The 24,143-nt window shown below is 70.9% G+C and carries 16 protein-coding genes; 8 read left to right on the forward strand and 8 right to left on the reverse strand.

Going from position 1 to position 24,143, the window contains the following annotated elements; genetic code table 11:
• Positions 1-5,752, reverse strand: a 5,752-nt coding sequence (locus tag MKW14_RS33940; protein WP_240869565.1) for an RHS repeat domain-containing protein, incomplete at its 3' end; no start/stop codon positions are given.
• A gap of 211 nt (positions 5,753-5,963) precedes the next feature.
• Here MKW14_RS33940 and MKW14_RS33945 point away from each other — a divergent pair.
• Positions 5,964-9,053: a VCBS repeat-containing protein gene (locus MKW14_RS33945; RefSeq protein ID WP_240869570.1), complete on the forward strand. Its 3,090-nt coding sequence runs from the start codon at positions 5,964-5,966 to the stop codon at positions 9,051-9,053.
• Between the two features lie 45 nt (positions 9,054-9,098).
• Here MKW14_RS33945 and MKW14_RS33950 read toward each other — a convergent pair whose 3' ends face one another.
• Both MKW14_RS33950 and MKW14_RS33955 read right to left on the reverse strand, forming a co-directional pair.
• The gene (locus MKW14_RS33950) at positions 9,099-9,749 is read right to left on the reverse strand and encodes a DUF4360 domain-containing protein (protein ID WP_240869572.1); all 651 of its coding nucleotides are present in this window, start codon (positions 9,747-9,749) and stop codon (positions 9,099-9,101) included.
• A 218-nt stretch (positions 9,750-9,967) separates the two neighbouring features.
• Positions 9,968-10,426: an RrF2 family transcriptional regulator gene (locus MKW14_RS33955; RefSeq protein WP_240869575.1), complete on the reverse strand. Its 459-nt coding sequence runs from the start codon at positions 10,424-10,426 to the stop codon at positions 9,968-9,970.
• Between the two features lie 77 nt (positions 10,427-10,503).
• Here MKW14_RS33955 and MKW14_RS33960 point away from each other — a divergent pair, with 77 nt between their 5' ends.
• A complete protein-coding gene (locus MKW14_RS33960) occupies positions 10,504-13,437 on the forward strand; it encodes a beta-galactosidase (protein ID WP_240869591.1) in 2,934 nt (977 codons plus the stop codon).
• A gap of 116 nt (positions 13,438-13,553) precedes the next feature.
• Positions 13,554-13,694, forward strand: coding sequence for a hypothetical protein (locus MKW14_RS33965; protein ID WP_240869594.1), 141 nt, complete (start codon positions 13,554-13,556; stop codon positions 13,692-13,694).
• Positions 13,695-13,698: 4 nt separating this feature from the next.
• On the opposite strand, the gene arfA is transcribed toward MKW14_RS33965, so the two are convergent.
• Positions 13,699-15,216: an arabinosylfuranosidase ArfA gene (gene arfA / locus MKW14_RS33970; protein ID WP_240869596.1), complete on the reverse strand. Its 1,518-nt coding sequence runs from the start codon at positions 15,214-15,216 to the stop codon at positions 13,699-13,701.
• Positions 15,217-15,480: 264 nt separating this feature from the next.
• On the opposite strand from arfA, the gene MKW14_RS33975 reads away from it, so the two are divergent.
• Both MKW14_RS33975 and MKW14_RS33980 read left to right on the forward strand, forming a co-directional pair.
• Positions 15,481-16,077, forward strand: a complete 597-nt coding sequence (locus MKW14_RS33975; RefSeq protein WP_240869598.1) for a toxin-antitoxin system, toxin component family protein — start codon at positions 15,481-15,483, stop codon at positions 16,075-16,077.
• Positions 16,074-17,309: a DUF6545 domain-containing protein gene (locus MKW14_RS33980; protein WP_240869600.1), complete on the forward strand. Its 1,236-nt coding sequence runs from the start codon at positions 16,074-16,076 to the stop codon at positions 17,307-17,309. The genes MKW14_RS33975 and MKW14_RS33980 overlap by 4 nt, the downstream gene beginning before the upstream one ends.
• A gap of 70 nt (positions 17,310-17,379) precedes the next feature.
• Here the strand turns inward: MKW14_RS33980 and MKW14_RS33985 are convergent, their stop codons facing one another.
• Together MKW14_RS33985 and MKW14_RS33990 are read right to left on the reverse strand one after the other, a co-directional pair.
• On the reverse strand, positions 17,380-18,231 hold the full coding sequence (locus tag MKW14_RS33985) for an SMP-30/gluconolactonase/LRE family protein (RefSeq protein ID WP_240869603.1): 852 nt from the start codon (positions 18,229-18,231) through the stop codon (positions 17,380-17,382).
• A complete protein-coding gene (locus MKW14_RS33990; RefSeq protein ID WP_240869605.1) occupies positions 18,228-19,001 on the reverse strand; it encodes an IclR family transcriptional regulator in 774 nt (257 codons plus the stop codon). The genes MKW14_RS33985 and MKW14_RS33990 overlap by 4 nt, the downstream gene beginning before the upstream one ends.
• Before the next feature lie 171 nt (positions 19,002-19,172).
• On the opposite strand from MKW14_RS33990, the gene MKW14_RS33995 reads away from it, so the two are divergent.
• Positions 19,173-20,210: an NAD-dependent epimerase/dehydratase family protein gene (locus MKW14_RS33995; protein ID WP_240869750.1), complete on the forward strand. Its 1,038-nt coding sequence runs from the start codon at positions 19,173-19,175 to the stop codon at positions 20,208-20,210.
• Between the two features lies 1 nt (position 20,211).
• Here the strand turns inward: MKW14_RS33995 and MKW14_RS34000 are convergent, their stop codons facing one another.
• Positions 20,212-21,453, reverse strand: coding sequence for a PucR family transcriptional regulator (locus tag MKW14_RS34000; protein ID WP_240869611.1), 1,242 nt, complete (start codon positions 21,451-21,453; stop codon positions 20,212-20,214).
• Between the two features lie 3 nt (positions 21,454-21,456).
• Positions 21,457-21,609 carry a hypothetical protein gene (locus tag MKW14_RS34005; protein WP_240869613.1) on the reverse strand — a complete coding sequence of 51 codons (153 nt, stop codon included), beginning with the start codon at positions 21,607-21,609 and terminating at the stop codon, positions 21,457-21,459.
• Between the two features lie 165 nt (positions 21,610-21,774).
• On the opposite strand from MKW14_RS34005, the gene pgfA reads away from it, so the two are divergent.
• Positions 21,775-22,752, forward strand: a complete 978-nt coding sequence (gene pgfA, locus MKW14_RS34010) for a cell envelope lipid trafficking protein PgfA (RefSeq protein WP_240869620.1) — start codon at positions 21,775-21,777, stop codon at positions 22,750-22,752.
• A gap of 194 nt (positions 22,753-22,946) precedes the next feature.
• Positions 22,947-24,095 carry a glycosyltransferase family 4 protein gene (locus tag MKW14_RS34015; protein WP_240869622.1) on the forward strand — a complete coding sequence of 383 codons (1,149 nt, stop codon included), beginning with the start codon at positions 22,947-22,949 and terminating at the stop codon, positions 24,093-24,095.
• Positions 24,096-24,143: the final 48 nt, after the last annotated feature.

Below are 24,143 nucleotides of genomic sequence, written 5' to 3' on the forward strand. Positions count from 1 at the left end.
TCCGCGCGGCCTCCCGGCGGGCCTTGGCAGCCGCGCGCTTCGCGGCCTCGATCGCCCGCTTGCGGGCCAGCGCGGCCGCCCGTCGGGCCGCCGCCTGTGCCGCCTTGCGCGCCGCGATGATCGCCGCACGCCGGGCCGCCGCACGGATCGCCGCCTGGATGGCGATACGGGCCGCGATCCCGATGAGGATCGGGAAGAACTCGCCGGACGGGTCGGAGAAGGTGGCCGGCGCGTTGTTGCTGTAGGCGTACGGGTTCATGGTCGCCGGCTGGCCGTAGTCGACCATGGGGTCGACCTGGAGGAAGCGGCCGGTCACCGGGTCGTAGTCGCGGGCGCCGAGCCGGGTCAGGCCGGTGTCCTCGTCGACCGTGCCGCCGACGAACCCGCGTTCACCCGGCCAGGCCGTGAGCTGCTGCCCGCGTGCCTCACCGAACGGCATCGACTTGCGCCGGGTGACGCCCATCGCCGCGTCGACCATGTCCACGACCGTGTGGGACGTGCCGTGGTGGTCGGCCAGCATCATCTGGCGGACGCCGCCCGTCGCCCGGACCACGGTGGCGCCGTCCGGGAGCCCGTAGAAGCGTTCCGCCCTGGCGCTGGTGTTGGCCGCGTTGACGGTGAGTTCCACCTCGCCGAGGTAGAGCGTGCGGCTGCCGTCCGCTCCGGTGCGGATCAGGCGTTCGCCGTCCGCTCCGTACAGGTACGACGTGGTTTTCGTGCCGCCACCCTCGACCGGCTCGGTCACCTTGCGCAGCTGGCCCTCGACGTCGTAGTCCAGCGTCTGCCGGCTGCCGCCGTGCTGGCGGCCGGTGGTGTTGCCTGCCTTGTCGTAGGCGAAGGTGTTGAGGCGCTCTCCCTGCGGGCCGGTCGACCTGATCTCGGCGAGCGCGTTCGGACCGCCGACGCCCGCCTTGCCGTACACATAGGAACGGGTGACGTCCTGGGCGGTGTCGCCCGCCCGGTCGTGCTCGACGAGTTCGGTGCGGTTGCCCGCGTCGTCGTACTGGTACGACTGCCAGTACGCCTCCGGGCCGCCCACGGTGTCCTTGGACGGCGTGGCCGTGCAGTCCTCCGCCTTGTTCGACGTCCAGGCGGAGGTCATCTGCCTGAGCTGGTCGTAGACGAAGCACTGCGTGTCGGTTCGGCCCGCGTCGGGGGCCGCGCTGCCGGGCACGTCGGTGATCTTCGTGACGTTGCCGGCCTCGTCGTAGCCGTAGCGGGTCTCGCTGATGCGGCCCGGGGCGACCGAGCGGTCGAAGGTGGCCGTCTGCAGGCGGCGGGTGAACTCGTCGTAGACGTAGGTGCCGTAGACCTTCTTGCCGGCGGGTCCCGCGTCGGTGCGCAGGATCTCGCCGAACGCGGAGTAGCTGACGTCCGCGAGGTAGGTCGAGGCGCCGCCCATGAAGACGGGCAGGTCGTCGGAGTTGTACCGGAAGACGACCCGCTCGTCCACCAGTCCGCCCGCGCCCGGCACTTCGACCCAGGCGAGGTTGCCGGTCGGTGTGTAGGAGTAGGTGTACTCGTAGGTCCCGGCGAGGCCGGTCTCCTCGACCGGGATCACCGTCTTCGTCGACTTCACCCGGTAGGCGTTGTCGTAGGCGGTGACCTCCTCGCGGTACTCGCGGCCGCCCTCGTAGCGGATCTGTGCGGTCGGCAGGCCCTTGGCCAGGGTGTCGTACGTCCACTCGGCGCGCTTGGGGCCGGTCTCGCTGTTCTCGCGCAGGGTGGTCGGACGGCCGGCCGCGTCATAGGTGGTGACCAGGGTCCGCTGGAGCGGGTCGATGGTGGTGACCACGTTGTCGGTGTTGTCGTAGCGCAGTTCGGTACGGCCGCCGTCGGGGTCGGTGACCGCGGTCTGGCGGCCCCGCTTGTCGTACTCGAAGGTGGTGGTGGCGCCGCCGGGGGCGGTGACCTTCCGCAGATGGTCGAGGTCGTCGTACTCGTAGACCGTGTCGCGCCACTTGGTGCGTTCGGCGTTCGTGTACTCGCGCAGTTTCTCGACGCGGCCCTCCGCGTCCTCGAAGGTCGAGGTGACCGTGTCGCCCTTCGGCGGGATCGTCGTGGAGACGTCGCCGTCGCGGACGGTGGTGGTACGGAGCTTCTCCGTGCCCCGGTTGTAGGTGATCTCGGCGGTGGGCTGGCCCTGGCCGTCGAAGGTGGTGCGGTTCTGGGACGGGACCTCGTTGTCGCCGACCTGGAGCAACTCGGCCTTGGGTTCGGCGGAGTTGTAGTAGCCGTCGTTCTCCTTCCACTTGCGGCCGGCGCTGTCGTAGAAGGTGTCGTTGACGATGCGGCCGTCGCCGATGGCCTCGTCCTGCGTCTGCCGCTCGCGCAGCAGGCCGTCGAGGATCTCGTACGACACGGCGTACTGGCCGTTGTCCTTCAGCGTGCGCGTGGTGACGATGGTCGGGCCGTCGCGGCGCACGGTGTAGTCGTAGGTCGCCGTCGGGGTCTGGGTCGCCGGGTCGCGGTCGATCTCCCACACCTTCAGGAGCCGGCCCAGCGGGTCGTACTCCATCGTGGCCTTCTTGCCGTTGGCGTCCTCCTCGGTCAGCGGCAGGCCGCGGACGTCGTCGAAGACGGTGGTCTCGGTGTGACCGAGCGGGTCGTGCGAGACCTGCCGGGTGGGCCGGGCCACGGTGGTGGGCGTGTACTCCATCCAGGTCCTGCGGTTGTCCGCGTCCCAGGTGGCCGTCTCCCGGCCGTGGATGTCGTACTCGGTCCTGTCGATGGTCAGGTAGCCGTCGCCGGTGCCGTTGAGTTCCTGCACCTCGGTGGCCAGGCCCTTGGTGGGGGCCGCGCCGAAGGCCTGGTTGTCGTAGAACGTGCGGGTGTCCTCGACGACCTCGCTGCCGGTGCTGCCGCAGGCGCCGAGCGTGGTCCTCTCCCGGGACTCCGACTCGATCAGGTAGGCGGCGGTGTTGCGGGCGTACTCGACGGTCGAGCAGCGGACCTTGCCGCCCGGGGTTCTCTCCTCGACCTGGTACGGCAGTCCGTAGCTGTCGTACTTCGTGGTCTCGGTGGAGGTGCGCCAGGTCTCGCCCTTGACCCGCTCGCGGGTACGGACGGTCTCGGGGCGGGTCATCCACGCCTCGAGCGGTGTGGTTCCGGCGCGGGTCCGGGTGGCGGTCTTCACGGCCCAGGGGGTGGTGACGGTCGCCGAGTCGATCGGGCCGCCGTCGGACTCGTGGCCGATCTGCTCCAGCAACTGGCCCTGGTACTGCGGGAGATCGTCGTACGACGTGCCCTGGCTGTCGGTGACGGCGGAACTCCGTGTGCCCGAGGGGAGTTTGTCTCCGTGCAGCCCACGGAAGTAGCGGTGCTCGGTGAGCTGCCTGACGTCGTCACCGGTGCCCTGGCGGGTGCGGACGCGTTCGTAGCCGCGGTACTGCGACCAGGTGCGGTGCTTGTTCTCGGTGAACTCGCTGTCGTCGTAGGCCCATCCGGCGCCGCCGAGGAACTCGTACGAGGTGACCTTGGCGGGGCTGTCGGTGACCAGGTCCTCCTCGCGGACCTCCGTGACGACGTATTTGTGGAACCAGTCCTTCACCGGGTTCAGGGCGCCCTTGGGCGTCCAGTACTGCGGGAAGCAGCGCATGGTGTTGGACTCGGGCGAGGCCGGCATCCGTTTCGGTTCCAGGGCCTGGCAGTCGCGCGGCGAGTAGGTCACCGCGATCCGGCCGCCGGTCTCGGTGTCGATGGCGTGGATGCGGTAGCGGGAGAAGGGCGGCAGACCCTCCACCTTGTCGACGCGGTTGTCCATCTGCAGGCCGGAGAAGCTGACCTTGGGCATGGCGGCCGTGGCGCCCGCGCCGTGACCGGTGCGCGTGATCGACTCCAGCCACAGGGCCGGGGAGGTGCCGTCGCCGGTGGCCGGGTAGGACTGCTCCAGCGTCCAGGAGTCGACGGTCTTCAGCGAACTGCCGGAGAGCACACTGGTGGTGATCTTCGTCAGGCGCTTGGTGGTCCAGAACGTCGGGGAGTACTTGTCGGTGCACTTGGCTCCGGAGGCGCACTCCTGGTCCAGCGGGGTGTCCGGCCAGTTCTTGGCGTTCGCCGTGGTGCGCTTGGCCTCGGCGCAGTCGAAGGTGCTGGTGGGGATGCAGCGTTCGGCGGTGGTGAAGGCGACGCGGCCGGCCGGCTGGACGCCGAACAGCTTGTCGGAGCGCAGGCCGTAGTCGATCCGGGCGAGCTGTGCGGAGCGGGTGTAGGAGATCTGCTGGTCGGCCTTCATGTTCTGGCCGTAGAAGTTGGTCTCCTTGGTCCACCACAGGCTCATGGCGTCGCCGAGCGGGTCGACGACGTAGTCCAGGTTCCAGCGGTAGGCCTGGGCGCAGTCGGAGTCGATGAACGCCGTCGCGTGGCAGGGCTCCCCCGGATGGTTGCCGAACACCGGCACGGTGAGCGCGGAGTTGGTGACGGTGCCGTCGGGAGCACCGGGCAGCTTGTTCAGGCCGAAGTGGTACTGCGTGCCGTCGGTGGTGGTGAGGACCCAGTGCTCACCGTCCTTGGCGCCGTTGGCGGCACCGGTTTTCCGCTGCAGGCGGGAGCCGTCGTCGTCGGCCGGGCGCCACTCGTCGGTGCCGTCCTTCTTGACGAGTTCGGTGGTGTTGCCGCCGAGCGACATCACGACGTGGTCGGAGCCCCAGCACAGGTCGCCGCTGTCGGCGGTGTTGTTGGGCTTCTTGCCGTCGACCTCGCCCTTGTCGTCCGAGCAGGAGCGGAAGCGGCGCTCGATGTAGCCGGGTTCGTAGTCCCAGCCCTCGGCGATCCAGGAGGACTGCGCGTTGGTGGAGGCTGTGCGGCCGTCCACCGCCTGGGAGGAGTAGGAGAGTTCGACCTCGGGCTGCGGGCCGCCGGGGACCTCGGGCGCCTCGATCGGGTACGCCCAGGAGAAACCGCCGGACGAGGAGCCGGCCGTCCAGGAGCCGGACGGCGAGAGCGAGGTGGCGGCGTGGTTGCCGCCCGGTCCGGAGGCCTCGGCGGCGGCCGCGAACACGGCGGGCGCGGCGGCCAGGTCGGTGGCGCCGGTGACCGTGCGGGCGGTGGCGTCATTGGTGCCGGGCAACGGGGTACGGGTGCGGCAGCGCTCGAGGCCGGGCGTGGTCAGCGCGCAGTCGGGCAGCCGGTAGAGGCGGAGCCGGGAGCCCCAGTCGCCGCCGTAGGTGTCCTTGAACGACGAGTAGTCGAGCTCCAGTTGGACCGAACCGGTGGCCGCGGGGGCCAGACCGTCCGCGTCCGGCGCGGCGGTGAACAGCAGGCCCCGCACGCCGGCCTTCCGGGCCGCGGCCGCGTCCCTGACCTCGACTTCGACGGCGGTCCCCGGGGCGGCGCCGGGACGCTTCGGCGACGGGGCGTCGGGGGCGCGCAGGGCCTTCCCGGTGGGCACGTCGAGCTGACGGGCCCTCACGAGGGCGGTCGGTACGGCGCTTGAGTCCTGGCCGGCCAGCGACGTGCGTCGCGGCGTCTTGGCGTCGCGGCCGGTGACCAGGGTCGTGAAGCTGCGGACGGGGACGGTCCCCGCGGCGGGCCTGAAGGCGCCCGTGGCCTCGTCGCGCGTCGCGGGCCGCTTCCTGCTCAGGTCCCGGCCGGGGACGGACGGATCTCGCTTGATGTCGGAGACGCGGGTGCTGCCGGACGCGGCACTGGCGTCGTCGGGTATCAGCCCGACGAAGAGCACCAGGCCCACGAACAGGGACACGGATCTGGTCCAGTGCCCGAAGTAGCGCAGCTGTCTTATCAATTGGTCCACAAAAGGACCTCCCCCTCACTCTGCGTGACCGAGTGTTGAACGCTCAGACAGTAGGCGCTGTCGATCACCCTGACAAGTAAAGGAAAAGCAATGTGACAATCCCCGCTTCATCCATGGAAAGGTAAAGAACTCCCATGGTCCGGTGTACTGTTCGGCGACGCGGCCCCGGGGAGGGGTTCGCACGGCAACGGACTCCGGGGGGAAGAAGCCCATGCCAGAAACATCCCGAAGACAGCGCCCCACCAGGCGCTTCACACGATGCGCGCTGGTCGTGGCGCTCGTCGGCGGGGCGCTCGGCTTGCTGCCGCCGGCGGCCGGCGCGGCCGGTACCGCCGACCCCGAGCGGGACGCCCTGCGACTGGCCGCCGAGACCGGCGAGCCGGTGGAGGTGTTGTCCGAGCGCACCGAGACCAGCGAGACGCACGCCCTGCCCAACGGCAACCTCCGCCAGACCCAGCACACGCTGCCGGTCCGCGTGAAACGCGAGGGCGTGTGGACCCCGGTGGACACCACACTCGCCGAGACCGCGGGCCGCGTCTCGCCCAAGGCCGCGCCCGGCCGGGTCACCTTCTCCGCGGGCGGCGACGACCGCCTGGTGACCCTCACCGACCAGGGCGGCGAACTCACCCTGACCTGGCCCGCGTCGCTCCCCGTGCCTGTTCTGGACGGACCGACGGCGACGTACCGCGAAGTCTTCCCCGGCGTCGACCTGGCGGTGAAGGCGAGCCTGGACGGCTTCAGTCAGGCGCTGATCGTGAAGACGCCCGAGGCCGCCGAGCGCCCGGAGCTGAAAGAGATCGGCTTCGGTCTGCGCACCCAAGGACTTCAGGTGCGCGAGGACGCCGGAACGGGCACCCTCAGCGCGGTCAACGCGGCCGGTCAGACGGTGTTCGCCTCCGCTACGGCCCGGATGTGGGACTCGTCCGGGACGACGGAACAGGCTGCGGCGCAGACCGTACGGCGCACGGCGAGCCTGAGCGCGGCCACGCCGGAGTCCGATCCCTCGCCGCTGACTCCCGGCACGAAGAGCAGTCCGGTGGACGTCGAAGTCACCGACGGGCACGTCGTCCTGACACCTGATCAGGATTTGCTGCAGGCGGCCGACACCGAGTTCCCGGTCTACATCGACCCGCGCATGACAGGCACCCGCGAGGCCTGGACGATCGCCTACAAGCCGCATCCGAAGGACAGTTACTGGAACGGCACGGGCTGGGACGGCGGGACGACGAGCGAGGCGCGCGTCGGCTACGAGTCCTCGACCGGGGGCACGGCCCGCTCCTTCTTCCGTGTGGGCTCGAAGTTCCTCGCCGGTGTGAAGGTGGTCGACGCGCAGTTCCAGATCACCGAGACCCACTCGTGGTCGTGCACCCCCAAGCCCGTGGAGCTGTGGCGGACCGGGACGATCAGCTCGACGACGACCTGGAGCGCTCAGCCGTCCTGGGCCGCCCGTCAGGACACCCGCAGCGTCGCCCACGGCAACGAGTCCTTCGGCTGCCCCAACGCGGCCGTCGACTTCGACGCGAACGAGGCGGCCGGCAAGGCGGCGGCCGGCAAGTGGTCCAACATCACCTTCGGCCTTCGCGCCCCGCAGAGCGCGGAGGACAACAAGGACGAGTACAGCTGGAAGAAGTTCAAGCCGGACGCCAAGCTGATCGTCGAGTTCAACCGCCCGCCGAAGGCGCCCTGGGCGCTGGACACCGTCCCCAGCACCAGGGTCGGCACCACCGAGTGCGGCAACGGCTCCTCGTACGTGACCCTCGGCAACACCGACGTGACACTGACCGCGCAGGTGTGGGACCCGGACGGGGGCGCGGTGAACGTGCAGTTCCATCTGTGGGCGACCGGGAAGCACGACACCTCGCCGGGGATCATCTTCGACAAACGCGTGAAGGTCACCGTGAAGGCGAGCGACTCCAAGGGCGCGCAGGCGCGGGTGGTCGTGGGCAAGGACCTGCTGACCAGGCACCTCGGGGCGAGCAACGGGCAGTTCTCCTGGAAGGCGCAGGCCGAGGACACCGCGGACGCGGCCTTCGCCTCCGACTGGACGCCCACCCAGGGCGCACCGGGCTGCCGCTTCGGCTTCGACCCGAACGCGCCGACGGTGATGCCGACGGTCGGCTCCCAGAACGACCTGTACCCGGAGACCAAGCCCGACAGCGAGCCCGTCGAGGGCGCCCTGGCCCGCACCGAGGGCGTGTTCGAGTTCGGCGCGAACGGCGTCTCGGACACCACCGAGTACCTGTACGGCCTGGACCGCACCCCGCCGAGCAGCTCTGCCAAGCCCGCGACGAAGGGCGGCCCCGCTCAGGCGAGGATCACCCCGCTCACTCCGGGACCGCACACGCTGTACGTGCGGCTGGTGGACGCGGGAGGCAACGCCGGGCCGGTGTACCCGTACCGCTTCTACGTCAGGAGCCCGGGCGTGACGGACGGACCGGGTGACGTCAACGGAGACGGCATTCCGGACCTCTTCGCCGTGGACGGCTCCGCGAACCTCCGGCTGTACGGCGGCACGGGGGCCGGCAAGTTGGCGACGATGGTTCCGCTCTCCACCGGCGGCGGCTGGAACGACGCGCTGCTGACCCATCGCGGCGACTGGACCGAGGACTTCTACGAGGACCTGGTGGCCCGCCGTGCCGACGGCAGGCTGTGGCTCTACCCGAACAACGGGCAGGGCGAGTTCACCGAGGACACCAAGCAGGAGGTGTACGTCTTCCCGGACGAGGAGACGGGGACGGCACTGAACCCGGCGACGATCCGGCAGATCGTCTCGGTCGGCGACATCACACCGGACGGCGAGGCGCAGCGCCCGGACTTCGTCGCGGTCGTCGGCGACCAGTTGTGGTTCCTGCCCGGATACGCCTACGGGACGGTCGAGTCGGGGTATCTGATCGGCGCCTCCGGCTGGGGCCGGATGCAGCTGGCCTCGCCGGGGGACGTCGACGGGGACGGTTTCACCGATCTGGTCGCCCGTAACACCGAGAACGGCGAGCTGTGGCTGTACCACGGCCGTTCCCCGGGTGACGCGGACGGCGACGGCGTGTCCGACGGCGGCACCGATCCGGCCTCGCTGGGCGCCGTCTCCAACCGGACGGCGTACGCGACCGGTTGGACGACCACGGCCCGTCCCCTGGTCACCGCGTCGGGCGACTCCGACGGCGACGGTGTGCCGGACCTGTGGACGACGACCGCCAACTCCTCGGCGGGACTGGAGTTCGTCCCCGGCCGCAGGAGCGGGTTCGTCGGTCCGGTGGCGATGGTGGGCACGACCGGCTGGCAGGCGATCAGAGTGCTGTCCTGACCGGACGGGGGCGGCCCGCCGTCGCGCGGGCCGCCCCCTCACGGGTCAGGACGTGGGGCACTGCTTCCACGCCATGTGGTAGATCGTGCTGATGTCCCCGTCGGTCGAGTCCATCGTCATGAAGCTGACCTTGCCCGGGTTCGCCGTGCCCGCGTTCACCCTCAGTTCGGTGTTGATGTTGAAGTTGCGCTGAACTCCGCAGGGCGCCCAGACCAGTTGGGCCCAGTCGGTGGAGTCGGTGGCCTGCCAGTCGTCGTTGTAGGTGCCGCTGAAGGGGTGGGTCTTGGGCACCGTGTTCGAGGAGCCCTGGAAGTAGTACGAGGCCTTCTGGGTCGCGGACGCCCCCGGCTGGAGCGAGAGGAAGCCCCGGTAGTCGGCGCTGGCGATCGCGTAGGTGAAGCCCTGCGGGACGTGGACGATCAGGTTGAGCTGGCAGTTCTTGCGGAAGGCCGTGGGGTCGGAGTTGCCGCCGGCCTGGGCGAGGTACTGGCTGTAGGTCACCGTGAAGGCCGTGTTGTCCGGGGAGACGGCGACGGCCGCCGTGCCCTGGGGACAGCCGGAGCCGTTCACCGTCGCCACGTCGATGACGATCTTGTCCGGGGGCGGGTTGTCGAACACGGGGGACGAGTTGTGCGCGGGCAGTGCGGTGGTGAGGAGAGCGGCTACGGCGCCGCTCAGCAGGAGTCCGCCAGGCATGGTCTCTCCGGTTCTGTGAGTGGGGGGTGGCACGCCCCCGCACCCTTGAAGAAACCGTGAGCGTTCTGTGAAGGCCGGAGGCGATCCGCATCGTAGGGACGCGAACCTGACATGGACAGGACGAACTCCGGCCATTCACAGCGGGGATTTCACAGCCGCCGAACAGTCGCCGAACAGCAGCCGGACAGGCATCGGACAGCCGCCGGATCACCTGGGCCCTATGGGTTCTCCCAGGCCGCCGGCTCCGCCGCCAGCGCGCGCACCGGTTCCGGCAGGGCGTCCGCCGCGATGTCGGCGATGGTGACGCCCTCCAGGATGCGGCGGACATTGGCGCGCAGGGCGATCCACAGCGGCAGCAGGGGCTGGGCCGAACCGGTGTACTCCAGGCCCGTGGGCCGCTCCCCGCGCACGGAGACGATCGGCCCGTCCACCGCCCGGATGACGTCCGCGACCGTGATCCCCCCGGGCTCCCGAGCCAGCCGGTAACCGCCGCCGCCCCCGCGCCGGCTGTCGACGATGCCGGCCCGCCGCAGATCGCCGAGGATCCCCTCCAGGAACTTGTGCGGGATGTCCTGCGTGGCGGCGATGGCCTCCGCCTTCACCGAACCGCCGTCCCGCCGCACGGCCAGCTCGAGAACCGCCCGTACCGCGTAATCCGCCCGCGCCGAGATCCTCATACGACCATTCTGCCGGTCCGCCCGTACACAATGATCCCGCACGCGCCCGCCGACGTACGGCACGACGGGAGGCTCCGATGGGGCTCAGCAGACGTACCTTCACCGCGCTCGCCGGCACCACCGCGTTCGGCCTGGCGCTCGGCGGCAGCGCCGCCGCGACCTGCGCCTACGCCGCGGCGACCACGCCCACGGGCCCCGCGCCCGCGCCGCCGACGGCGGACGGCGAGCACCACACCGTCGGCTTCGACCACTACTCGCTGATCGTCGACGGCCGCCGTCTGGTCCTCTGGTCCGGCGAGATGCACCCCTTCCGGCTGCCGAGCCCGTCCCTGTGGCGGGACGTCCTGCAGAAGATGCGCGCCCACGGCTACAACGCGGTCAGCGTCTACGTGTCGTGGAACTACCACTCCCCCGCCCCCGGACACTACGACTTCACCGGCGTCCGCGACCTCGACCTGTTCCTGCGCACGGCCGCCGAGACCGGCCTGTACGTCATCCTCCGCCCCGGCCCCTACATCAACGCCGAGATCGACGCGGGCGGCTTCCCCGGCTGGCTGACCGCCACCAAGGGCACGGCACGCACCGCCGACCCCACCTATCTCTCCCACGTCGACGAATGGCTGACGCACGTCGACGCCATCGCCGCCCGGCACCTCTGTACCGACGGCGGCGGAACGATCCTTCTCTACCAGATCGAGAACGAGTACGACGCCCACCCGAAGGACGCGACGGGCCGCGCCTACATGGCCCACCTCTACGAGAAGGTGCGCGCGGACGGCATCGACGTCCCCCTCTTCCACAACGACAAGGGCCGGAACGGCTACTGGATCCCCGGGTCCTTCGACACCGGCGGCGAGCAGGAGCGCTGGCTGTACGGCTTCGACGGGTACCCGCCCGCCGACCAAGTGCCGCCGGACTGGGGGCACTTCGGGACCGGCGGGCTGAAGGGCGGGGCGACGGCGAGTCCCCGGACACCCGGGTTCATGCCGGAGTTCGGCGGCGGCTGGTTCGACCCGTGGGGCGGGGTCTGGTTCGACCGGAAGGGGTACGCCGAGTCGCGGCGGCAGCGTGACGCGGCGTACGAGCGCCGCTTCTACCTCACCAACCTCGCCAACGGCATCACCCTGCACAACGTCTACATGACCTTCGGCGGCACCTCCTGGGGCTGGCTGCCCGCACCGGTCGTCTACACCTCCTACGACTACGGGGCCGCCTTCGACGAGGGCCGGCAGCCCACCGCCAAGCTCGTCCCCATGCACCAGCTCGGCCATCTCCTGCGCCACGTACCCGACTTCGCCAAACTGGACCGCGCGGCGGACGTCACGGCGGCCGGGCTGAGGGCGTACCACCTGGCCAACCCGGACACCGGCGCCGACGTGTACGTCCTGCGCAACGACGGTACGGAGCCGGTCACTTCGACCGTCCCCGGCACGGACGTCCCGGTCACCGTCCCGGCGCGGGACGCGCGGCTGCTCGCCGCAGGGATCAAGCTCGGGCGGCGGACCATGCGGTACTCCAACGCCCAGCCCATGCTCGCCCTCGACACCGGCAGCCGGGAGATCGCCGTGCTCACCGGGCGGTCCGGCGAGACCACGGTGACCGCGTTGGAGTACCCGCTGCGGCCGACCGTGCGGGTGCTCGCCGGGCGCGCGGCCCACACGTACGCGGACGGTCTGCTGCGGATCGAGGCCCGACTCGACGGGCTGACCCGGGTGTCGGTCTCCGGCGGCGGCACCGCCACCCCGCTCCTGCTGCTCCTCGCCGACGACGACACCTCGCTGCGGCTGTTCCCGTACGACACCCCGTCCGGCCCCGTGCTGGTGTACGGCCCCGCGCTGCTGCGGACGGCCGAGGTCGGCGGGAAGGCGGTACGGCTGACCGGGGACACCGTCCGGGCGGCCGGGCTGGAGGTGTGGGGGCCTCCCGGGATCGGTGAAGTGAGCTGGAACGGGACCGAGTTGACGGTGCGGTCGACGTCCTCCGGCAGTCTGCGGGGCACACGGGCGCTGCCCGGCGCCGGAACCGTGACCCTGCCCGCGCTGACCGGCTGGCGGCGCAGGACGGAGAACCCCGAGTCCGCCGCCGGCTACGACGACTCCGCCTGGCAGGTCGCCCGGAAGACGTCCTCGTGCAGCACGACACCCGTCCCGGAGGGACATCCCGTCCTCTTCGCCGACGACTACGGCTTCCACTACGGCGACGTCTGGTACCGCGGGCACTTCACGGACGCCCGGGGCGCGCGGTCGGTGTCCCTCGCCTACGGCACCGGCACCCAGGGACTGCTGATGGCCTGGCTGGACGGGCGGGCGCTGGGCACGCACCGAATGCCGGTGCCGGACAAATCCAGTGTGCGGCAAGGGAGTTGGTCGGCCACGGCGGAGTTCGCCGTACCGGAGGAGCTGCGTACGTCAGGCTCGCATGTGCTGTCCGTCCTCGTCCGGCGGATGCAGCACGACCAGGACGGCAAGGCGCGGGACACGCACAAGGCGGCCCGCGGACTGACCTCGGTGGCTTTCAACGGGGCCGCCCCAGAGGTGAGTTGGCGGCTGCGGGGCGAGGGGCCGGTCGATCCCGTGCGCGGGCCGCAGAACAACGGCGGGCTGCACGGGGAGCGGCACGGGTGGCATCTGCCGGGGTTCGTCGACGGCGGCTGGGAGCCGGTGACCCTGCCGCGGGCCGATCGCCGGCAGGGGGTGACCTGGTACCGGACGGGTTTCCAGCTCGCGGTCGCCCCCGGGACGGACGCCTCGATCGGGCTGGTCCTGGACGACGACCCGGCCCGCGCCTACCGCGTCCAGATCTTCCTCAACGGCTGGAACATGGGCCAGTACATCAACGACGTGGGCCCGCAGCACACCTTCGTCCTGCCGAACGGGATTCTGCGCACACGTGGTTCCAACACCATCGCGCTCGCCGTACTGTCCGACGGGACCACGCCGGCGGGACCGGCGAGCGTCCGGCTGACGCTGCTGGGAGCGGCGGCGGGCGGAGTGCCGGTGGCGCCGGTATGACAGGAACGCCCGGCAGGGATCGTCGACGACGGACAGGGCGGCCCGGACCGTGTCGCCGGCTGGGACTTCTGGGACCAGACCGGGCGCACTGCCTGCGCTGGGACGGCGGGAGCTGGGTGAGCGAGCGCGGGCCGACCGCCACGACGCCCGTCCTGCCCGAGGCCATCGCGTCCGTGCCCGGCACGGGCGGGTACCGGTCCGTCGGGACGACGTCCTCGTCCCCGTACCCGCCCGCTCAGGTGCACATCGAGCGGTAGCCGGTCAGGCCAGCCGGATCACGTTCCACGACAGCGGTTCCAGTACGGCGTCGAGGGTGCCGCCCTCCAGCCTGGTGCCCTCGACGCCGTGCGGGAGGACCCGCTCGGGCTCGGCGAGCGTGTTGCGCGCGTCCGGGTCGGCGTCGGACAGGGCGCTGTGCTCGACCACGGTCGTCAGGTTCAGGCCGTTGAGGGCGACTGCGAGCGGCAGCGCCTCGGTCCGGCTGCGGTTGACGGCGAAGACGGTGACGGTGCCGTCCTCGGCGCGCACGGCGGTGGCGTGCAGCAGGTCGGCCTCGCCGTACTTCTTCGTCTCGTACGTCGGGGAGTCCACCCGCACGTCCAGGACCTGGCCGCGGCCGTAGCGGGAGGCCTGGGCGAAGGGGAAGAAGGTGGTCTGGCGCCAGGCGGGGCCGCCGGGCTCGGTCATGATCGGGGCGATGACGTTGACGAGCTGCGCGAGACAGGCGACGGTGACGCGGTCCGCGTGCCGCAGCAGGGCGATGAGGAGCGAGCCGAAGACGACGGCGTCCAGGACGCTGTAGTTGTCCTCCAGCAGGCGGGGGGCCTCCGCCCAGTCCCGCGTGCCGGAGTTCTCGATCTCGTGCCACTGCGAGATGTACCAGACGTTCCACTCGTCGAAGGAGAGGTTGATCTTCTTCTTGGACTTGAGCTTGGCGCCCACGTGGTCGGCGGTGACGATCACGTTCTCGATGAAGGACTCCATGTCGACGGCGGAGGCCAGGAAGGAGTCGACGTCACCGTCCTCGGGCTGGTAGTAGGCGTGCAGGGAGATGTGGTCGACGAGGTCGTAGGTCTCCTCCAGGACCTTCGCCTCCCACGCGGCGAAGGTCGGCATGGACTGACTGGAGGAGCCGCAGGCGACGAGTTCGACGTCCGGGTCGATCTGGCGCATGGCGCGGGCCGTCTCGGCGGCGAGGCGGCCGTACTCCTCGGCGGTCTTGTGGCCGGTCTGCCAGGGGCCGTCCATCTCGTTGCCGAGGCACCACAGCCGGATGCCGAAGGGGTCCTTGTCGCCGTGGGAGACACGGAGGTCGGAGAGAGCGGTGCCGGCGGGGTGGTTGGCGTACTCCTGGAGTTCGAGGGCCTCGGCGACGCCCCGGGTGCCGAGGTTGAGGGCCATCATGGGCTCGGCCTGGGGGCCGATCTTCTTCAGGAAGGCGATGTACTCGGAGAGGCCGAAGCGGTTGGTCTCCGTGGAGCGCCAGGCGAGATCGAGACGGCGGGGGCGGTCCTCGGCGGGGCCGACGGAGTCCTCCCACTTGTAGCCGGAGACGAAGTTGCCGCCGGGGTAGCGGACGGCGGTGACGCCGAGTTCGCGGACCAGTTCGAGGACGTCCTGGCGGATGCCGTCCTCGTCGGCGGTGGGGTGGCCGGGTTCGAAGACGCCGGTGTAGACGCAACGGCCGAGGTGTTCGACGAATGAGCCGAAGACACGGGGGTCGACCGTGCCCACGGTGAAGGCGGGGTCGAGGGTGAAGCGGGCGGTGCTCTTGCTCATGGGTACCTTTCGAGAACGGGGTTACTTGACCGACCGACTCCTCCCCTGCCGACGTACCTGCCGTGGCCGGCCAGGAGCAGGTCGCCGGGCGTGTGACGCGTTCGATATACCGTCTCTCGCTCGTAACTTCGAACGAGACCGTAGATAGGAAGCGCTTGCTGGTCAATGCTTTGCACAGGACTTTCCAGCCAGTGCGGTCGTTCCGGGTTGAACGAGGGCGTGGGTGTCGGGCAGCCTGCTGTGCGGCGGCGAGAGGGGGGAGCCATGGACATCGCGGGCGGCGCGCGGAGGAAGGCGGCCCGGCTCGCCGCCGGGCTGCGACGCTCGCGACGGATCTCCGGGATGCGGGAGCTGACCGCGGAACTCCGTGCGGCGGTGCGGGCCCGGCCGCGTCCGCCGGCCGACGCGGCGGAGCTGTGCCGGGCGCTGTGCGAGGCGATGAGCCTGCGGCGCGGAGGGCGGCCGCTGGAGCTGCGCTTCGAGCGGTTCCCCGACGAACTCGAGGTCACCGGGCTGTGGGTGGAGTTCCAGGACTTCGACCTGGTGATCGTCGAGGAGCGGGCCGAGGCGGTGCAGCGACTGGTCGTGCTGGGCCACGAGTTGTGGCATCTGCACGCCGGGCACAGCCATCACCACGTCGCCGGGGCTGCCCTGGCGGGGCGGCGCGACTGGTCCGACACGGCGCTGTCGGTGGCGGCGCGCGACGGCTCCCGGGCGGCCGACGAGGCGGAGGCCGACGACTTCGGGCACCGGCTCGCGGCGGCGTTCCGGCCCTTCCTGTCCGGGCCGGCCGCCGACGCCCCGCTGGACCCCGTGCACCGGTCGCTGGGCTACCGGGGGCGCGGGAGGACGGCGCGGTGAGCGCTGCTCTCCCCCAACTGGCCTTCTCCCCGGCGGGTTTCGTCAACGAGTTCTACCCGTCCTTCTGGTGGATCCCGGCGGGCGTCCTGACGGCCGCGCTGGCGATCAAACTGCCCACGATCGTCCGGCTGTGGGGCGATCCGCTGCTGCGGGCGGTGGGCGGCGTGCTGCTGCTGGCCTGCGCGGTGTTCGTGTTCGTGGCGCCGTCGACGATCGCCCGGGTCAACCGGGTCACGGGCGTGCCGAACATCTCGGCGCCGTGGGTGTACTCGCTGCTCACCGCGTTCTGCGGTTCCTGTCTGCTGCTGATCATCGCCTGGCGCAACGGGCTGGCGGACCGCTCGGCGGCGACCGTGCGGGCGGTGCGCTGGGTGATCGCGGGCACGTTCACGGTGATCGCGGCGCTGTGGGTGCTGTTCGCGCTCGCGGACGCGCCGGTGGAGCGGCTGCGGGACCTCGACACGTACTACGCCACCACGCCGTACATGCGCGAGATGATCCTGCTCTACCTCTCCGCGCAGGCCCTGGCCACCGTGATCACCTCGGCGCTGGTCTGGAACTGGGTGCGCACGGACGGTCTGGACGCGTGGCTGCGCTGGGGGCTGCAGTTCCTCGGCGCCGGGTACGCGACCCAACTCTCCTTCTACGCCGTCAAGTTGCCCGCGGTGATCGCCCGCCTCGGCGGCCATCACCTGGACTGGCTGAGTACGGCCGTGGCCCCGCCGCTCGCCTGTCTGTCCGCGCTCCTCATAGCGGTCGGCTTCATCCTTCCGCACGCCGGCCAGTACCTCCACGACCGCTGGCGCGTCCGCCTCGCCCACCACCGTCTGCGCCCGCTGTACCTGCTGACGCGCACGGTCGACGGCACCGGAGTCGCCTTCCTCCTCCGCGCGACACCGGAGCTGCGGCTGATCCGCCGCGAGACCTTCATCCGCGACGTCCTGCTCCCGCTGGCCCGCCACATCGACGAGGACCGCCGGCGACGGATGTACGAGGCGGCGCTCGCCCTGGGCCACGATCCGGACCGGGCGAGAGCCCTCGCCTCCGCCCTGGCCATCCAGGACGCGATCGCCGGCCGCCACCACCCGCCCCACCCCACCGCCCGGTCCGCCACACCGGACACGACGGACCTCCTCCGCGAGATCGGCCCCATATCCCACGCCCTCCGACACCCGGAGGAACTGCTGGCGGTACGGGCGGGGATGGGGAAGCGGGAGGAGGCGCGGAGGTGATCCCGCGTGCGGACGTGGGAGAAGGACGGAAGCCCACGGTCGGCTCCCGTCCTTCTTCTCTGTGGGTCAGTCAGCCCGCGAAGGCCGGTTGCGGCAGGCCCTTGCCCGCGCCCGGTACCACCAGCAGGGAGCCGGAGAGCGGGAGCGGGGCGATCAGGCCGGTGCGGGCGGTGGTGATGTAGAGGTCAGTGAGGTCGGGGCCGCCGAAGGCGCAGGCCGTGGGGCGCGGCGTCGGCAGCTCGATGACGCGGTCCAGATCACCGGCGGGCGTGTAGCGCCGTACCGCTCCCCCGTCCCACAGCGCGACCCACACGCAGCCGTCCGCGTCCACCGTCAGCCCGTCCGGGAAGCCGGCGCCGTCCTCGATCTCGGCGAGCGGGCGCCGGTCGCCGACCCGCGCCTCACCGTCGTACTCGAGGACGTCGATACGACGGGTCGGCGAGTCGATGTAGTACATGAGCCGCCCGTCGGGGCTCCACCCGGTGCCGTTGCTGACGGCGACGTCGTCGAGGACGGTCTCCACGGCACCCTCGCCGGTGAAGCGGGCCAGCGTGCCGCCGCCCGGCGCCTCGTCGTAGCGCATGGTGCCGGCCCACAGCGAGCCGTCGGGCGCGACGGCGGCGTCGTTGCCGCGGCGGCCCGGGACGGGTTCGTGGTGCAGCCAGCGGAAGGCGCCGTCCGGGTCGACCAGGCCCACCCCGTCCCGGAGGTTCAGCACGAGCCCACCGCCGGCGCGCGGCTTGGCGGCGCCGACGTGCTGCTCGGTGGCACGGACCGTGCGCCGCCCCGAGCCGGGTTCATAGGTGTGCACGCGACTGCCGAGAATGTCGACCCAGATCAGCCGCCCGCCCCGCGCGTCCCAGGTGGGCCCCTCCCCCAGCTTGGCCTCGGCCCGGACCGCGACCTCGTACCGGTACGTCATACGACGCTCCGGTGTCCGAGCCGCTCCGACAGTTCGGCGGCGCCCTTGGCGGCCAGCTGCTCCAGCTCGGCGCGGCGCTCCTCGCTCCAGCGGATCATGGGGACGGAGATGGACAGCGCGGCGACGACCTGGCCCGTACGGTCCTTCACGGGCGCCGCCACACAGCTGACGTCCGGGTTGGACTCCCGGTTCTCCACCGCGAGGCCGCGCTGCCGGATCTGGGCGAGGGTCTCGCGCAGGGCGGCCGGGTCGGTGATGCTGTTGGGAGTCATCGCGACAAGCCGGGCGTCGTCCGGGATGCGCGCGGAGAGTTCCTGCTCCGGAAGGGAGGCCAGCAGCATCTTCCCGACGGACGTGCAGTGGGCGGGCAGCCGGCGGCCGGCGGCGGACACCATGCGCACCGCGTGCGTGGAGTCCACCTTGGCGATGTAGATGACGTCGGTGCCCTCCAGGATCGCCACGTGCACGGTCTCGTCGCAGGTCTCGGCGACGGACCGGGCGACCTGCTGCCCCTCGGCGGCGAGGTCCAGCTGCTCGGCGTAACGGCTGCCGAGCTGATACGGCCGTACGCCGAGCCGGTAGCGGCCGGGCTGCCCCGGGACCTGGACGATGTACGACCGGGCGGCGAGCGTGGTGACCAGCTCGTGCACGGTGGTGCGCGGCAGCTGCAGCTTGCGCACGATGTCGGGGGCGGAGAGCGTCCCGTCCCCGTCGAGGAAGAGCTCGAGAATGTCGAGAGCTCGGGTCACGGCAGGCACCAGGCGTCCCACAACCGGCCCCCTCCCTTGATTATCTGGGCGTCTGTGTTCGAAATTTCAACAGACGATCGGCATGACGAACACAGGCTAACGAGGCGCGTTTGCCCGGGCAATGGTTCTGCGCTTCCGTTTGGCCGGTCCATGCCCCAACCTGTACCGGTGGGCGAGCTGAGTGAGGGGTCGATGGACGAACCCGTGCTGGTGACCGGTGGCAGTGGGTTTGTCGGGAGTCATCTGGTGCGGCGGCTGCTGGAGCGGGGGTATCGCGTCCGGGCCACTGTTCGCGGCGTCGGCAACGCCGCCAAGGTCGCGCCGCTGCGGGCCATGCAGGACGGGCATCCCGGACGGCTCGACCTGTTCGAGGCCGATCTGCTGGTCGAGGGGGCCTTCGACGAGGCCATGAAGGGGTGTGAGGTCGTTTTCCATGTGGCCTCGCCCTTCTTCATGCCGGAGAAGATCAAGGACGGGCAGCGGGACATGGTCGAGCCCGCGCTGAGCGGCACGCGGAACGTCGTCGGGAGCGTGGAGCGGACGCCGAGTGTGCGGCGGCTGGTTTTCACGTCCACCGTCGGTGCGATCTTCGGGGACTACGCGGACGTGCTGGAGATGGAGGGGCGGGTGTTGAGGGAGGGATACGTCAACACCACCAGCACCGTGGAGAACAACCCGTACCACTACGCCAAGACCGTCGCGGAACAGGCCGCCCGGGAGGCCGAGAAGCGGCAGGACCGGTGGCGCATGGTCGCCGTCAACCCCGGTCTGGTGCTCGGGCCCTCGCTCACCCCCGCCTCCGAGTCCGGCAGCCTCTTCCTCCTGGAGGAGCTGTTCAAGGGGTACTTCTTCTACGGCGCCCCCGACTTCAGCTTCACCACGGCCGACGTACGGGACGTGGCGGACGCCCACATCGCCGCGGCCGAGACTCCGGAAGCGCGCGGCCGGTACATCGTCGCCGCCGAGGAGATGACCTCCTTCTACGACATGGCCCGGATCATCCGGGGCCGGTATCCGAAGGACCTGCGGCTGCCACGAACTCGCCTACCACACTGGCCCGTTCGCGTGCTCGGCCCCGCCTTCGGACTGACCCAGGACTACATCCGCAAGCATCTCGGCATCCGGTTCCGGGTCGACAACAGCCGCAGCGTCGGGGAGTTGGGGGTCAGCTACCGGCCCATCGAGGAGACCGTGCTGGACCACTACGAGGCGTGGCGGGCGCAGCGCTGAACTAACTCCGTCCCTTCTCCCCCAGCACTCCCCTCAACCTCTGTGCCCTCAGCACCAGTTCCAGTTCGAAGCGGCGGTCCGGGTCGTCGATCTCGTCTCCCCACAACTCGCGGATCTGCCGCAGGCGGTAGCGCACCGTCTGCGGATGGACGCCGAGGCGGGCCGCCACCTCCGGCGCCCCGCCTCGCGTCTCCAGCCACGCCAGTAACGTCTCCGCCAGCCGGCGTCCGTGCGTGGGACCGCAGTGGGCCAGGGGAGCCAGACAGCGCAGGGCCAGGTCGTCGATCAGCTCCTCGGGCTGCAGGAGCACCAGGGCCTCGGTGTGTTCCGTGCAGTACAGGACGTCCCCGGCCGGCAGCAGCCGCCGTTCCATCAGCCGTACGGCCGCCTCGGCCCAGCGCAGTGACTTCGCCGCGTCGGCCAGGGGGACGGGCGGGCCGATCGCCCCGGACCAGCCGGTCAGCGCGCGGTGCAGGAGCTCGGAGCGGCCGGCCGCGTCCGGTTCGGGCACGACCATACGGGGCTGCTCGTACTCCATGTCGAGCAGCACCCCCTGTCCGACGGCGGGGGCGACCGCCTCCCGCGCCGGGCGGAGCAGGACGCCGACGGCGACCTTGCGGGGCAGGGGCCAGCCGACGCGGGCGGCGCGCTCGGTCAGCGCGTCGGCCGTGTCGCCCCGGTGGTGCTCGTCCAACAGCAGTTCCATCAGGCGCCGTTGGAGGCGCAGACGCTCCCCGGCCTGTCGGGCGGCCGCCTCCGCGTAGCCCCGTACGGACTGGTCGACCAGTCCGTCGAGGTACTCGTAGCCCGCGTCGACGAGTTCGTACATCGCGGGCGGCGGGATCTCGACGCGCTGGCCGATCTCGGCGAAACGGCGCCAGGCGAGGCGTACGCCCATGCGGTAGATCGCCTGCAGCGAGTCGAGGCTGCGCCCGTGCAGGCCCTCGCCCCTGCCGAACTCCTGGAAGACGCCCGGGGGGACCGTCGGGCGGCCCTCCGAGGTCTCCAGGTGCTGGACGAAGACCTCGATGGCGCGGCGGATTCCGACCAGGGCCATCGGTTCGCCCGACTCGTCGAGGACGACGGGCAGATGCGGGTACTCGCGGCGGATCTCGCGCAGGATCTCCTCGGCGAGCGCGGGTGCCTCCGCCATGGCGATGGCGGCGAACCGGCGGACCTGGAGGCGGGGGACGTCGTGCCAGGCCGAGCGGGTGGTGACGGCGGGTGAGCGGGCCGGCCCCACCGGTCAACTCCCCTGCTGGGCTTGCTCGTAGGTGATCAGGGGGGTGTTGGGCTGGTGGGGCGTGGCGTCGAGCAGGGCGACGATGCCGAGGGCGGCGCCCACGGCGAGGGCCGCGGCGGCCACGACGGTCAGCGCGGCGGCGAGCAGTCTGGACATCGCAGGGTCAGCCTCTCTGTCCGAAAGGTCGTCCCCACCCGGTGGTCCCACCCCAGCCTGTCGGCCCAGTCTCGACAAGCATTGACACCCCGTCAAGAGGGGCCTACGGTTCCCGCCCCAAGAGCGGCCCGAACTCCGTCAACCTTTCGCCCCTGGAGTATCCGGATGCGCCGTACAGCCTCACCCCTCTCTCTGATTCTGCTGGGAATCGGCACGTTTCTGCTGGTCCTGGCGCCGATGCTGGTCTGGTACGTCGAGCCGCGGGCCGCCGTGAACCCGATCGACATCGACACGACCGCCGTGTACCGCGGCACCGGCAGCTACTTCGACACGGACGAGATCAAGACCGTGCACGACAAGCGGATCACCGTCACCCAGCAGGTGCGCGGCAACGTCGCGGACAGCGAGAAGAGCGGCGACGCGGTGTGGGACGTGACGACGACCGTCGACACCGACAAGTCGCTGCCGGCCGCCGACCCGCACGACGCGCTGGAGTTCTTCCTCAACCGGTGGGTGACGAACCGGCGGACCAACCAGCCCGTGCACTGCTGCAAGGAGAATCCCTACTTCGAGGGCGACGCCTATCTCAAGTTCCCCTTCGACGTGCACAAACGCTCCTACACCTGGTGGGACAACTCGCTCGGCGACACCGTGGTGCTGCACTACCGGGGTACGAAGAAGGTCCAGGGGTACACGGGTTACCGGTTCACCGGAACCGTCGCGCCCACGAAGATCGGGACGCGCCTGGTGCCGGGCACGATCGTCGGCCAGCAGAACAAACCGCAGGTCCTGGCCGAGGAGTGGTACTCCAACCACGGCATCGAGCTGGTCGTCGACCAGCGCACCGGGCGGGTGCTCTACGCCCAGGTCGGCCCGCGCCGGACCCTGCGCGCGCCCGGCTCGAAGAAGGACGCCGTGGTGCTGCTCGACAGCCGGAAACTGGGGTTCACCACGGGGACGCAGAAGGCCCAGGTGAAACTGGCGAAGAAGGAGAGCGGTCAACTGCGCATGGTGGGTGAGACGTTGCCGGTCGGTGCGGCTGTGGCCGGATTCGTACTGGCGGCGATTGGTGGTGCTCTGGTGGTACGAGGACGCAAGCGTCCCGAGTCGCCCGAATCATCCGCACCTCAGCTCACGATGTGACATGACGTCAGTTCTAATAAAGCCGGAAATTGTCACGTCGGTGAGTAGCCGTGGCGGACGGCTCGGCGAAAACTGTCCAACCCCACCCGAGCACAACCCGTCCACATCCCCCGCCCAGGAAGAGCTCAGTCCCCCCACAGCGAGTCCGGAAAGCCACCTCTGAGTTCCGCACCCTGAGACGAGTTGGAGCACCCATGCCCCAGCACGTGCCTTCCTCGCTGCACGCCGCACATCCCCCGGCGCCGCAGCACCTCCCGGCGCTCCCCCCACAGCCGCGCCGAATCGTTTTCCTCGCCCATCGGGACCTGGACAACCCGGCGGCCGGCGGCTCCGAGCTGCTGGTCGACCGGCTCGCCGAGGGGCTCACCGCCCTCGGCCACCAGGTGACCCTGATCTGCGGCGGACCCGCGTCCTACCGCGACTACCGGGTCGTCTCCGCCGGTGGCGAGTTCGCCCACTTTCTGCGCGCCCGCGGTGCCTTCGCCCGGCAGGTCGGGGAGACCGATCTGCTGGTCGAGGTCTGCAACGGCATGCCGTATCTGGCGCCCTACTGGCACCACGGGCCCACGGTGTGCCTGGTCAACCACGTGCACACCGATCTGTGGAGGATGCGGTTCGGCGGGCCCCTCACGCCGGCCGCCCGGCTCGGCCGAAGACTGGAGCAGTGGGCGCTGACCGGTGCCCAGCACCGGAGCCTGCTGGTCGCGGTCTCCCCCTCCACCGCGCACGCGCTGCGGTCGATCGGCGTCGAACGGGACCGCATCCGTGTCGTCCACAACGGTGTGGAGGAGCCGGGCCCCCGCGCCGACCGTTCGCCGGAGCCGCTGTTCGTGGCGGTGGGGCGGCTGGTGGAGTACAAGCGGATCGATCTGCTGCTCAGACTCTGGGAGCGGGTGCGGCCGGTGACCGGCGGCCGGCTGGTCATCGTCGGCGACGGACCCGAACGGGAGCGGCTTCAGCAACTCGCCGGTCCTGATGTGGAGTTCGCCGGCCATGTCTCCGATGCCGAGAAGCACCGGCTGCTGTGCGCCGCCTGGCTGCTGCTGCATCCCTCCGCCGTGGAGGGCTGGGGGCTGGTGGTCACGGAGGCGGCGGCGCGGGAGACGCCGACGGTCGCCTTCGACGTGCCGGGGCTGCGGGACTCCGTCGTGGACGGGGAGACCGGTGTCCTCGTGCAGGGCGAGTCCTCGTTCGCCGCGGCCTGGTGCACGCTCGCCCTGTCGGGCCGCCGCCGCGAGGCGATGGGCAAGGCGGCACGTGACCGGGCGGCGCGTTTCCGCTGGCACCGCACCGTCAGACAGTTCCGCGCGGTGGCCGCAGAGGCGGTTCGGGGCGGCCCATGACGCCTCATCACCGTATCGGCGAGGGTCGTACGCGACTGCGGGAGCATC

Origin of the sequence: Streptomyces gilvus, assembly GCF_022513565.1 — a bacterium.
GTDB lineage: Bacteria > Actinomycetota > Actinomycetes > Streptomycetales > Streptomycetaceae > Streptomyces > Streptomyces gilvus.

Coding starts and splice junctions, on each gene's coding strand:
- MKW14_RS33985 (WP_240869603.1), bottom strand. CDS start 18,231: ATGACGTACCGGTACGAGGTCGCGGTCCGGGCCGAGGCCAAGCTGGGG.
- MKW14_RS34015 (WP_240869622.1), top strand. CDS start 22,947: ATGCCCCAGCACGTGCCTTCCTCGCTGCACGCCGCACATCCCCCGGCG.
- arfA (WP_240869596.1), bottom strand. CDS start 15,216: ATGAGCAAGAGCACCGCCCGCTTCACCCTCGACCCCGCCTTCACCGTG.
- MKW14_RS34005 (WP_240869613.1), bottom strand. CDS start 21,609: ATGTCCAGACTGCTCGCCGCCGCGCTGACCGTCGTGGCCGCCGCGGCC.
- pgfA (WP_240869620.1), top strand. CDS start 21,775: ATGCGCCGTACAGCCTCACCCCTCTCTCTGATTCTGCTGGGAATCGGC.
- MKW14_RS33950 (WP_240869572.1), bottom strand. CDS start 9,749: ATGCCTGGCGGACTCCTGCTGAGCGGCGCCGTAGCCGCTCTCCTCACC.
- MKW14_RS33995 (WP_240869750.1), top strand. CDS start 19,173: ATGGACGAACCCGTGCTGGTGACCGGTGGCAGTGGGTTTGTCGGGAGT.
- MKW14_RS33960 (WP_240869591.1), top strand. CDS start 10,504: ATGGGGCTCAGCAGACGTACCTTCACCGCGCTCGCCGGCACCACCGCG.
- MKW14_RS33975 (WP_240869598.1), top strand. CDS start 15,481: ATGGACATCGCGGGCGGCGCGCGGAGGAAGGCGGCCCGGCTCGCCGCC.
- MKW14_RS33955 (WP_240869575.1), bottom strand. CDS start 10,426: ATGAGGATCTCGGCGCGGGCGGATTACGCGGTACGGGCGGTTCTCGAG.
- MKW14_RS33945 (WP_240869570.1), top strand. CDS start 5,964: ATGCCAGAAACATCCCGAAGACAGCGCCCCACCAGGCGCTTCACACGA.